The organism is Methylohalomonas lacus (assembly GCF_024808875.1).
Lineage (GTDB): Bacteria > Pseudomonadota > Gammaproteobacteria > Methylohalomonadales > Methylohalomonadaceae > Methylohalomonas > Methylohalomonas lacus.
In genome coordinates, this window is record NZ_JANUCT010000020.1 from 39,875 (window position 1) to 50,705 (window position 10,831).

Genomic DNA, 10,831 nt, shown 5'->3' on the forward strand with positions numbered 1-10,831 from the left:
CCATTAGATCCTGTAGTAATCCTTGTACCAATCTATGAAACGGGCAATACCGGTTTCAATTGGTGTATCGGGCGAAAAACCCACATCGCGAGCCAGATCCTCTACATCGGCATAGGTGGCTTGCACGTCACCCGGCTGCATGGGCAGCATGCGTTTTTCCGCTTTCTTACCCAGGGCCGTCTCCAGGGCTGCGATGAAATCCATCAGCTGTACCGAAGAGTGGTTGCCAATATTGTACAGGCGATATGGGGCACTGCTGGTGCCAGGGTCCGGACTCTGACCATTCCAGTCCGGATCAGGTGCCGGTACCCGGTCAACAACGCGAATTATCCCTTCCACAATATCGTCGATATAGGTGAAGTCACGCTGGTGCTCGCCGTTGTTGTACACGTCGATAGGCTCGTTAGCCAGAATCGACCGGGTGAACTTGAATAGCGCCATGTCCGGCCGCCCCCAGGGCCCGTACACTGTGAAGAATCTCAGGCCGGTCATGGGAATTCGATAGAGATGACTGTAGGTATGTGCCATCAGTTCGTTGGCCTTCTTGGTGGCGGCATACAGCGAGACCGGATGATCGACGTTATCGTGGACAGAAAAAGGTACTTTTGTATTCGAACCGTAGACCGAACTGGATGAAGCATACACCAGATGTTCAATCTTATTATGCCGACAGGCCTCGAGCACATTCAGAAAACCGACCACATTCGAATCCACGTAAGCATGGGGGTTCTCCAGAGAGTAGCGCACACCGGCCTGGGCAGCGAGATGGATAACACGTTGTGCTCCGACTTCCTTAAATAATTGCGCAACCGGTTCGTGCTCTACAAGGTCCTGCTTGTGGAAGGTGAAGCCTGATTGATTGTTGATCTGCGCCAGGCGATCCAGTTTTAGCCTGACATCGTAGTAATCGCTAAGATTGTCGATACCAATGACTTGGTCACCGCGCTCAAGCAGTCGTTTAGCGACATGAAATCCAATAAAGCCGGCGGCGCCGGTGACGATGGTTCGCATGGTTTAAATTATTTCTCGAATCAGGTCAGGCTATCGGCGCCTGAAGTATTATTTTCCAGAAAGCGGCAGAGTTATTGTCTCGAAATTGTGGCATGTGCGAACCGTAAGGGCTACCTACCGCTATTTCAATTTGTTCGGTATCGCCGCTGGAAGCAGCCACCACGAGATACGAAAAGTCAACCGTAATGAAGCCAAATTACCGCCTATGCTCAACCTTTTATTGACTTTCGGCGTTCCCCGGCACTATACAGCCGGTGGGCTTTGCCGACTCAAGACTGGCTGTGCATTATCACTCCTGAGAAACCCGTTGAAGAAAACCCGTTTATGCGATTTCTCGCATAAACGGGCCAAGTCTGAATATGCCGAGAACAATTATCTAGGGGGAGTGATAACTGTACTCAAGAGGGGCTGCATGCATATTCAGCAAGCTTAAATATAGCTATAAGAAAGAAACAAATCTGTACGCTATCGCACATTTACGGCATACCATCATCCTGTATGCGTTTGGATAGTTCCCCTGCCGGGTCAATTCTATCGATCCGCCAGCAGTTCAACCGTCAGGTTCAAGTCAAGATCCGCGCATAGTCGTTGACTATCGTCTTGTAACAACTACAGGATGCCGCTTCAAGTTCCTTGCGGTCGAGAATAGTTATTTGTCCACGAACATAACTAATGAGTTTTTTCTTTTGCAGTGCGCCCGCGGCAATGGTGACACCACTTCTGCGTACGCCGAGCATATCGGCAAGCAACTTATGAGTTAGACTAAATTTATCAGCATGGGCGCGATCATGTGTCATAAGTAACCAGCGCGCCAGGCGTTTCTCGACACCATGAAAATGCGTACAGGCGGCAGATATGGAAAGCTGTGAGATCATGACATATATATAACGTTCGAGCGTACGTTGTAAAGCGATGCTGTCGCTCAATTCAGACATGAATTGTCGCGTGCTCATGCACAACGCTGTACCAACGCCCTGAACTACAGCGCGCTGGATGGCGGAATTGATACCGAGCGTTAGCGTCGAACCGAACATACCTTCATTGCCTATCAGGCCAACCTCCAGAGGATTATGGCCATCCATGATTTCCACTATCGATATGAAACCATCCAGCGGGAAATATACTTGGCGGATAGGTTCATCCCGTTCACACAGGATCGTACCAAGAGGAAGATCGACATGGCTGCAGCAGCCAATAAAGTCACTGCGTTGCTTTTTGGGCAGGCGATTGATCAGTGTATTTTCGGTTGCTGATGGTAGTGCAGCTGACATGAATCATCCTGTGCGGATCATGGAACCAAAGGCTAAATTGGGAGAGTGCAGCACCAATCTAGCTACTGAGATTAACCAATGACTGGATGATGATCTGTTCGTTCTAGCACAAAGCAGTCTACCACAGGCCGTTTAGCCGTGTTTAGTTATACCTGGCAATCCACTGGACAGGCTTTCCGGAGCACCGCTGTCAGGTGTTGACCCTGTGTAGATAGGGCAGCAGGCGCTCGGCTTCCTTCTTGACCACGGCATAACACTCGCAGCACAGCTTTTCCAGATAGGGCCGGTCCAGCACCGTGATATGACCACGGTTGTAATTGATAATGCCGAGTCGCTGCAGCTTGCCGGCCGCCTGGGTCACGCCTTCGCGGCGCACACCCAGCATGTTGGCAATCAACTCCTGGGTCATGGTTAGCTGATTGCCCGGCAGCCGGTCCAGCGACAGCAGCAGCCAGCGGCACAGCTGCTGGTCGATGGAATGATGCCGATTGCAGACCGCGGTCTGGGCCATCTGCGTAATCAGCGATTGCGTGTAGCGCAGGAGCAGATTCATCATTTCGCCGTGGCGATTGAACTCATCCTTGATCCATTGCCCCGGCAAACGAAAGGCGCCGCCAGCGCTTTGCACAATGGCACGGCTGGTGGTGCTCTCGCCGCCCATGAACAGGGCAACGCCGACAACGCCTTCGTTGCCGACCACCGAGATTTCCGCCGAAGAGCCGTCCTCCATGACATAGAGCAGGGAAATGATTGCGTCGGTGGGAAAATAGACATAGCGCAAGGTATCACCGGATTCATACAGAACCTTGCCGAGCGGCAGGGACACGTATTCCAGTTGTGGCAAAACACGCTCGCGCACATCATCTGACAAACTGGCCAGAAGATGGTTACTTTGCATTGCGTCGCTCTTTTCTAGAGCATCGATCTTAGGCATACAAGCCCCCGTAGGCGTGCGTTACTGTCATCTTCCTAAATTATAGCAAATGCCCCCCCCTTGTGCGTACGCTATCGCACATAGTAAGGTTGCCTCACCCGCTGATGACAGGCAAGCGCGCCATTTTGTGTGTACCGGCGTACAGACCCGTTAAGCGACCGCGTTCACCCTGATTCAATCGGTCCCAATACGGATTGGGCTTGTACTGTAATAGGAGATTTGAGCGAATTACGCCCTGTTCCATGGGCGGATTTATTCATAATTCTTAATTATGAAACGATCAGCGGGTAATTCCGTATGATGACCTGTTAGTTCTGCCAACAACATGGTTAGCTATGTTTAGTTGCGTATGAGCATCACCGGACGGACCTGCCGGAGTTTCCGCGTTGACCCTGTGTAGATAGGGCAGCAGGCGCTCGGTTTCCTTCTTGACCACGGCATAACACTCGCAGCACAGCTTTTCCAGGTGGGGCCGGTCCAACACCGTGATATGACCACGGTTGTAATTGATAACGCCGAGCTTCTGCAGCTTACCGGCCGCCTGGGTCACGCCTTCGCGGCGAACGCCCAGCATATTGGCGATCTGCTCCTGGGTCATGATCAACTGATTGCCCGGCAGCCGGTCCAGCGACAGCAGCAGCCAGCGGCACAGCTGCTGGTCGATCGTATGATATCGATTACAAACCGCGGTCTGGGCCGTTTGCGCGATCAGCGATTGTGTATAGCGCAGGAGCAGATTCATCATTTCGCCATGGCGATTGAACTCATCCTTGATCCAGCGTCCCGGTAACCGATAGGCACTGCCAGTGCTTAGCACAACGGCGCGGGTGGTGGTGCTCTCGCAGCCCATGAACAGGGCGACGCCGACAACGCCTTCGTTGCCGACCACCGAGATTTCCGTCGACGTGCCATCCTCCATGACATAGAGCAGGGTGATGATCGAGTCGGTGGGAAAATAGACATAGCGCAAGGTGTCGCCAGACTCATACAGAACCTGGCCGAGCGACATAGACACGAGTTCGAGGCATGGACAAACACGCTGGCATACCTCGCCTGACAAATTGGCCAGCAGGTGGTTTTTTTGCAGGGCGTCGTTCTTGGGCATATCACTTCCTCCTAGGAAGCATGCGATATTTAAATTTATAGCAAAGGCCACCCACCCTGTGTGTTCGCTATAACACATATAAAGCTTGCCTCTCCTCGGCCGACCCGGCACCGGATCATTAGTCTGCGTGCGCTGGCGTACAGACCTGTTAAGACACTGCGTTCACCCTGATTCAATCTGTCCCAATACGAATTGGGTTTGCACAGCAATAGGAGGTTGGAGCAATGCTGGAAACAATCGTCGTCATTCTATTGATCCTGTGGGCATTGGGACTGGTTACGTCCTATTCCATGGGCGGACTTATTCATATTCTTCTGGTCATTGCGATCGTCGTGATATTACTTCGGGTGATCCAGGGTAGAAGGTTATGATTTTTTCTCTCCGTCCTGTAATCACCTGTCTGGGTTTCAGCTGAAGCTCCAGGAAAAACCAATATGCCTGTTTCTAAAATAGCGGCACTAACTACTGAGCGTGAGATGCGATTCCTGCACTCCGGCATTCGGAAGTGAAGGATTCAGGCTTGATCAATCAGGCCAGGAGAAAACAATGAGTCAACTGACACAGTTATTGAAAACGTGGCAAAATCGGGATTGTTGTGCACGTCTGACGAGCGCAATAGTGGTTCTATCCATGCTTGCAATCGGCGCCGGCGGCGGCAGCCGAGCGGTAATGGCTGACGACGTCGGCTATTGGAACAGTTCTTCCGGCAAGGTCTGGCGGAGTGGTTTCGGCGAATGCTGGCGTGGCGGACATTGGACTCCCGATATGGCCACGGAAGCCTGTGATCCGGACTTGATGGCACAGGCCGAACCGGACCCGGAACCGCAAGAGCAGGATGCCGATGGTGATGGCGTACCGGATGGCAGGGATGCCTGCCCCGGGACACCGCCGGGCGTCAAGGTAGACAGCCGTGGTTGCCCGCTGGATGCCGATGGTGACGGTGTGGCCGATTACCTGGATCGTTGCGCGAATACTCCGGCCAATACCGAGGTTGACGAACATGGTTGCCCGCTGGCCGGCACAAAAATCTTCACGATTGAGGGTGTTCACTTTGCTTTCGACAGGTCTGAACTCCGCTCTGAAGCGAGGTCAACCCTGGATGAAGCGATCCGCGTACTGCGTGATAACCAGGGTGTAACGGTTGCCATCACGGGTCATACCGATAGTACCGGTAGTGACGCCTATAATCAGGACTTGTCCAAGCGCCGTGCCCAGTCCGTGCATGACTATATGGTAGCCCGTGGCATCGATGCGAATCGTCTTCGGGCTTATGGCCGTGGTGAGGCTGAACCGATTCGTACCAATCAGACCGGGGAAGGACGCGCCGAGAACCGTCGTGTTGAGTTTGTTGTCGAGGAATAAGCAAGGCACGAAGTAAAGCAATATGGGATTGCCCCGGCTTAAGCCGGGGCTTTTGTTACAGTCCCATATGGAGCTGTAACAGAAGATATTCAGCCCTGGTGCTCGGCCACCCGAGCATATCAACTCCGCCTTTGATTACCCCGGCGGATTATAGTCGTTCTGTTACGTCGTTCTGTTACTGGGCCCGGCGCTGTGCCGGATTTCCCGTAGACTCTTCCTGACTGAGCAGATTGGCCTTGATACGCTCGAGTACCTGCATGATCTGATTGCATTCCGCATCAGACACATCCTGCAACGCCAGCTCGCGGGTTTCTTCGGCGAGCTTGCCCATATCCAGAAGAATCGGTTCGGCCTTGGCCGTAAGATAAAGCGTCGTCGCGCGCCGATCGGTCGGATGGGCACGTCGCTCAACCCAGCCGGTGGCTTCCAGGCGGTCGACCAGACGGCCCAGAGTAATCGGCTGGACTTCCAGCAATTCCGCCAGCGTGGCCTGGTTAATGCCTTCATTGCGCGACAGCACGCACAGAGCCTGCCACTGGGTCTGCGTCAGGCCCAGTTTCTGGGCACGGCGATTGAAATCGCGCCGCAACAGACGTGCTGTATCATGCAGCAGGCAGCCGAAATTCTGATTGGCGTGGTTTTCACTCATGGCCGGCTATATTACTCTCTGTTTGCACAATTATAATCATGCTTATGATAAGCTGAATTTATAAGATAATATCATTTCCAGGCAGCGTCGGTGCTCCCGAGTTGGCGACTGCGCCGATCGCTTTACATGGACTGTATTTTACCAATCTGATCAAATGGTTATGACATGTTTTTGCGCTTGATTCTCATGCTCCTGATCGTCGGCGGCATTATCGGCGGCGTGTACTACATGAAAATGCAGCAGTGGGAGGCCATGAGTGAAATGGCCGAACAGGGCCAGCCCCCGGCCACCATTGCCAGCACCACCGTCACCGAGGAAAGCTGGCAACCGCGACTCAACTCGGTGGGCAGCATGGTGGCCGTCAACGACGTTTCTGTCACCAACGAGGTCCCCGGCATCGTCGAGGAAATCCAGTTCGAATCGGGCCAGCGGGTGGAAAAAGGCGATGTACTGCTGCAGATCGACGATAACGTCGATCGCGCCCAGCTTGAAGGCCTGAAAGCCGATCTGCAGCTCGCCCAGGTCCAGTTCGATCGAGCCGCCAAGCTGGTCAAGGAGCGTACGGTTTCCCAGTCGGAGTTCGACGAGGCCAAGGCGCGGCTGGAAAGCGCCAGGGCCAACCTGGCTTCCAGCAAAGCGGAGATGGTGAAAAAAAGTATCCGCGCGCCCTTTTCCGGCATCATCGGCATCCGCCAGATCGATCTCGGCCAGTATCTGGCCGCCGGTTCCGAGATCGCACCGCTGCAGTCGCTGGATCCGATTTATGTCGACTACACACTGCCCGAGCGCCATCTGTCGGACCTGAGTGTCGGTCAGACCATCGATCTGAATGTGCAGGCCTATCCCGGTCAGACCTTTAGCGGTCGTATAGAGGCGCTGAACCCCGGTATCGACCCCGGTACGCGCTCGATCCATATTCGCGGGGTTCTCGACAATCCCGACGGCACGCTACGACCGGGCATGTTCGCCGAAATACGCACCCTGCTGTCCGAACAGAACGACATACTGACCCTGCCGCAACAGGCTATCACCTACGCACCGTACGGCGACTCCGTATTCGTCATCGAGGAGCAGGACGGCCAGAAGGTCGTGCAGCGCCGGCAAGTCAAGACCGGTGCCGTTCGCAACGGCCGGGTCGAGATACTGGAAGGCCTGGAACTCGGCGATGAAGTTGCCAGCGCCGGCCAGAACAAGCTGCGTAACGGCCAGCCCGTGCAGATCAATAACGACATCGAGGTCAATGACAAGGACGCAGTGAGCTCACCGTGAAGTTTACCGATATATTTATAAAACGCCCGGTTCTCGCCAGCGTTATCAGCCTGCTGATCCTCGTGATCGGCCTGCGTGCGATCGGCGAAATGGAAGTGCGTCAGTACCCCAAGACCGAGAATACGGTCGTCACGATCACGACGCCCTACCCCGGCGCCAGCAGCGAGCTGGTCAAGGGCTTCATTACGACGCCGCTGCAGCAGGCCATCGCCGAGGCCGACGGTATCGACTACATGCTGTCGCGCAGCCTCCAGGGGCAATCGGTGATCGAGGCACACATGGATCTCAACTACGACGCCAACGATGCCGTCTCCGAGATCCAGGCCAAGGTCGCCAGCCAGCGCAATGTCCTGCCGGAAGAGGCCGAGAGCCCGATCATCGACAGTACTACCGGCGACAGCACGGCGCTGATGTACCACGCCTACTACAGCGAAAGCATGTCACCGTCGCAGGTCACCGACTACCTGCTGCGCGTGGTCCAGCCCAAGCTGCAGGCACTGCCGGGCATTTCCAAGGCGGAAATCATCGGTAACAAGACCTATGCCATGCGCATCTGGCTGGATTCGGAACGCATGACCGCATTGGGCGTAACCGCCAATGATGTCGCTCGGGTACTGAGTTCGAACAACTACCTGGCTGGTATCGGCAAGACCAAGGGACCGTTCATCTCCATCGATCTGTCATCGACCACGGATGTCAGCGACCCGGACGACTTCAACAACCTGGTAGTGCGTGCCGAGAACGGCACGCTGGTACGCCTGCGCGACATCGCGACCACGGAACTGGGTTCCGAAACCTACGATTCGCTCAACTGGTACAAGGGCAAACCTGCAATCTTCATCGGTATCGAGCCGACACCGGGCGCCAATCCGCTGACCGTGGCCCAGGCCGTACATGACGTCATGCCCGAGATCCAGTCGCAGCTGCCGGAGGGCATGGAAGGGCTTATCGCCTACGATGCCAGTGTGTTTATCGAGGATTCGATCAAGGAAGTCTTCAAGACCCTGGGTGAAGCGGTATTAATCGTGCTACTGGTGATCTACCTGTCACTGGGCTCGCTGCGTGCGGCAATCATCCCGTCGGTCGCCGTACCCTTGTCACTGATCGGCGGTGCCTTCCTCATGCTGCTCATGGGTTTCTCGATCAACCTGCTTACGCTGCTGTCGATGGTGCTGGCGATTGGTCTGGTGGTGGATGACGCGATCATCGTTGTCGAGAACGTGCACCGGCACATCGAGGAAGGCAAGACGCGCCTGCAGGCAGCCCTGATGGGCGCGCGCGAACTGGCCGTGCCGATCATCGCCATGACAACGACAATCATCGCCGTGTACGCACCGATCGGCTTCATGGGCGGTCTGGTCGGTTCGTTGTTCACGGAATTCGCCTTCGCCCTGTCCGGCGCCGTGCTGATCTCCGGCGTGGTGGCGCTGACGCTGTCGCCGATGCTGGCTTCCAAGGTACTGAAGGACGATCATCATCCGGGGCCGTTCGAGCGCGGTGTCGAGCGGTTCTTTACCGGTCTGGCGAACGGCTACCAGCGTACGCTGCACAACACGCTGAACTACATTCCGGTCACCATCGTATTCGGCTTTATCGTGCTGGCGAGCATTTATTTCATGTTCATCACCAGCCAGAACGAGCTGGCACCGACCGAGGACCAGAGCATTCTGTTCTTCCAGGCGGAAGGTCCGAAGACCGCCAATATCGACTACACCCAGGCTTACGGTCGTCAGATTCAGGAAGCCTTCGAGACGATTCCCGAGTACCAGGAAAGCTTCTACATCCTCGGTCAGGGTAACGAGTCGAACGTGATTTTCGGTGGCTTCAAGATGCCACCGGTCTCCGAGCGTGAACGCTCACAGATGGAAGTCATGCCGGACGTACAGGCGGCTCTGGCTGATAATCCCGGATTCAACATTGGCATATTTCCGCGCCCCAGCCTGCCCAGTGCCAGCCGCGGCCTGCCGGTGCAATTCACGATTGTCACGGATGCCGCATACGATGATCTCAACCGGGTTGCCGATGAACTGCTGGGGCCAGCCATGCAGAGCGGCAATTTCATGTTCCTGAAAAAGTCCATTGACATGGATCGGCCGATGATGAAGGTCGTCATCAACCGTGATCGCGCCGGTGATCTCGGCATCAGCATGCAGCAAATCGGCCAGAACCTGGCCGGCATGCTGGGCGAAAACTACGTCAACCGCTTCAGCCTGCAGGGTCGCAGTTACAAGGTCATCCCGCAGGTCGAACGCGAGCAGCGCCTCGATGCGGACATGCTGAGCAATTATTACATCGAAACCGCCGGCGGCGACCTGGTACCGATGGACAGCCTGGTCAGTTTCGAGCAGACCGTGCAGCCGAGCATGCGGACCCAGTTCAATCAGTTGAACTCACTGACGCTGGAGGGCATTCCCGCACCGGGACACAGCATGGGGGATGTCATCAGTTATCTGCAGAACCAGGCGGACGAAATACTGCCGAACAATTACAGTTACGACTATCAGGGTGAATCCCGCCAGTATGCCCAACAGGGCAGCGCGCTGGTGCTGACCTTCTTCCTGTCACTGCTGGTGATTTACCTGGTGCTGGCGGCCCAGTTCGAAAGCTGGCGCGATCCACTCATCATCCTGATGTCGGTACCGATGACCATTGCCGGCGCGCTGGTATTCATCACGCTCGGCTTCGCCACGGTCAACATCTACACCCAGGTGGGACTGATTACTCTCATTGGTGTGATCGCGAAGAACGGCATTCTGATCGTCGAGTTTGCCAACAAGCTACAAATCGACAAACAACTGAACAAACGCCAGGCCGTTGAAGAAGCCTCGGCCATCCGCCTGCGACCGATCCTGATGACTTCGGTCGCCCTGATCGTCGCCATGGTGCCGCTGCTGTTGGCGTCCGGTCCCGGCGCCGTCAGCCGTTTCCACATCGGCCTTGTGATCGCCACCGGCCTCGGCATTGGTACGCTGTTCACGCTGTTCGTGGTGCCGGCAGTCTACTGCCTGTTCGCTCGCGACCACGTCAAGCAGCATGAACAGGAAATGGCCGCCGAGGTACCGGATGACGATCCATCACCGGCGCATTGAGGCTGGTTGATTGGTGGGAGCGGCGACCTCGCCGCGAACTTCAAACCGTCATCCTATGCTTGCAGCAACTCTGTGGTCATAGGATATTGCTATAGAGCCAGGGGCGGGGAACAAGGCCGAGTCCGTCATCAGTCGCTGAAG

General features: G+C 55.4%; 9 protein-coding genes. 4 read left to right on the plus strand and 5 right to left on the minus strand.

Going from position 1 to position 10,831, the window contains the following annotated elements; genetic code table 11:
- Positions 1–3: 3 nt before the first annotated feature.
- From J2T55_RS11760 to J2T55_RS11775, 4 genes are all read right to left on the minus strand, one after another.
- Positions 4–1,011: an NAD-dependent epimerase gene (locus tag J2T55_RS11760; RefSeq protein WP_259057127.1), complete on the minus strand. Its 1,008-nt coding sequence runs from the start codon at positions 1,009–1,011 to the stop codon at positions 4–6.
- A gap of 563 nt (positions 1,012–1,574) precedes the next feature.
- A complete protein-coding gene (locus tag J2T55_RS11765) occupies positions 1,575–2,282 on the minus strand; it encodes a Crp/Fnr family transcriptional regulator (RefSeq protein WP_259057129.1) in 708 nt (235 codons plus the stop codon).
- A gap of 190 nt (positions 2,283–2,472) precedes the next feature.
- A complete protein-coding gene (locus J2T55_RS11770; RefSeq protein WP_259057132.1) occupies positions 2,473–3,180 on the minus strand; it encodes a Crp/Fnr family transcriptional regulator in 708 nt (235 codons plus the stop codon).
- A 316-nt stretch (positions 3,181–3,496) separates the two neighbouring features.
- The gene (locus tag J2T55_RS11775) at positions 3,497–4,321 is read right to left on the minus strand and encodes a Crp/Fnr family transcriptional regulator (RefSeq protein WP_259057134.1); all 825 of its coding nucleotides are present in this window, start codon (positions 4,319–4,321) and stop codon (positions 3,497–3,499) included.
- Between the two features lie 224 nt (positions 4,322–4,545).
- Here J2T55_RS11775 and J2T55_RS11780 point away from each other — a divergent pair, with 224 nt between their 5' ends.
- Complete coding sequence (locus J2T55_RS11780) at positions 4,546–4,692, plus strand: lmo0937 family membrane protein (protein WP_259057143.1); 147 nt, start codon at positions 4,546–4,548, stop codon at positions 4,690–4,692.
- 298 nt (positions 4,693–4,990) lie between these two features.
- Positions 4,991–5,683: an OmpA family protein gene (locus J2T55_RS11785; protein ID WP_259057145.1), complete on the plus strand. Its 693-nt coding sequence runs from the start codon at positions 4,991–4,993 to the stop codon at positions 5,681–5,683.
- A 175-nt stretch (positions 5,684–5,858) separates the two neighbouring features.
- Here the strand turns inward: J2T55_RS11785 and J2T55_RS11790 are convergent, their stop codons facing one another.
- Positions 5,859–6,332 carry a MarR family winged helix-turn-helix transcriptional regulator gene (locus J2T55_RS11790; protein ID WP_259057147.1) on the minus strand — a complete coding sequence of 158 codons (474 nt, stop codon included), beginning with the start codon at positions 6,330–6,332 and terminating at the stop codon, positions 5,859–5,861.
- A 165-nt stretch (positions 6,333–6,497) separates the two neighbouring features.
- Between J2T55_RS11790 and J2T55_RS11795 the strand changes: the two genes are divergently transcribed.
- Positions 6,498–7,601: an efflux RND transporter periplasmic adaptor subunit gene (locus J2T55_RS11795; protein ID WP_259057149.1), complete on the plus strand. Its 1,104-nt coding sequence runs from the start codon at positions 6,498–6,500 to the stop codon at positions 7,599–7,601.
- Positions 7,598–10,690, plus strand: coding sequence for an efflux RND transporter permease subunit (locus tag J2T55_RS11800; protein WP_259057151.1), 3,093 nt, complete (start codon positions 7,598–7,600; stop codon positions 10,688–10,690). The genes J2T55_RS11795 and J2T55_RS11800 overlap by 4 nt, the downstream gene beginning before the upstream one ends.
- Positions 10,691–10,831: the final 141 nt, after the last annotated feature.

Bases quoted from the DNA above. Each gene is read 5' to 3' on its own strand.
- J2T55_RS11760 (WP_259057127.1), bottom strand. From the start codon at position 1,011: ATGCGAACCATCGTCACCGGCGCCGCCGGCTTTATTGGATTTCATGTC.
- J2T55_RS11765 (WP_259057129.1), bottom strand. From the start codon at position 2,282: ATGTCAGCTGCACTACCATCAGCAACCGAAAATACACTGATCAATCGC.
- J2T55_RS11770 (WP_259057132.1), bottom strand. From the start codon at position 3,180: ATGCAAAGTAACCATCTTCTGGCCAGTTTGTCAGATGATGTGCGCGAG.
- J2T55_RS11775 (WP_259057134.1), bottom strand. From the start codon at position 4,321: ATGCCCAAGAACGACGCCCTGCAAAAAAACCACCTGCTGGCCAATTTG.
- J2T55_RS11780 (WP_259057143.1), top strand. From the start codon at position 4,546: ATGCTGGAAACAATCGTCGTCATTCTATTGATCCTGTGGGCATTGGGA.
- J2T55_RS11785 (WP_259057145.1), top strand. From the start codon at position 4,991: ATGGCTGACGACGTCGGCTATTGGAACAGTTCTTCCGGCAAGGTCTGG.
- J2T55_RS11790 (WP_259057147.1), bottom strand. From the start codon at position 6,332: ATGAGTGAAAACCACGCCAATCAGAATTTCGGCTGCCTGCTGCATGAT.
- J2T55_RS11795 (WP_259057149.1), top strand. From the start codon at position 6,498: ATGTTTTTGCGCTTGATTCTCATGCTCCTGATCGTCGGCGGCATTATC.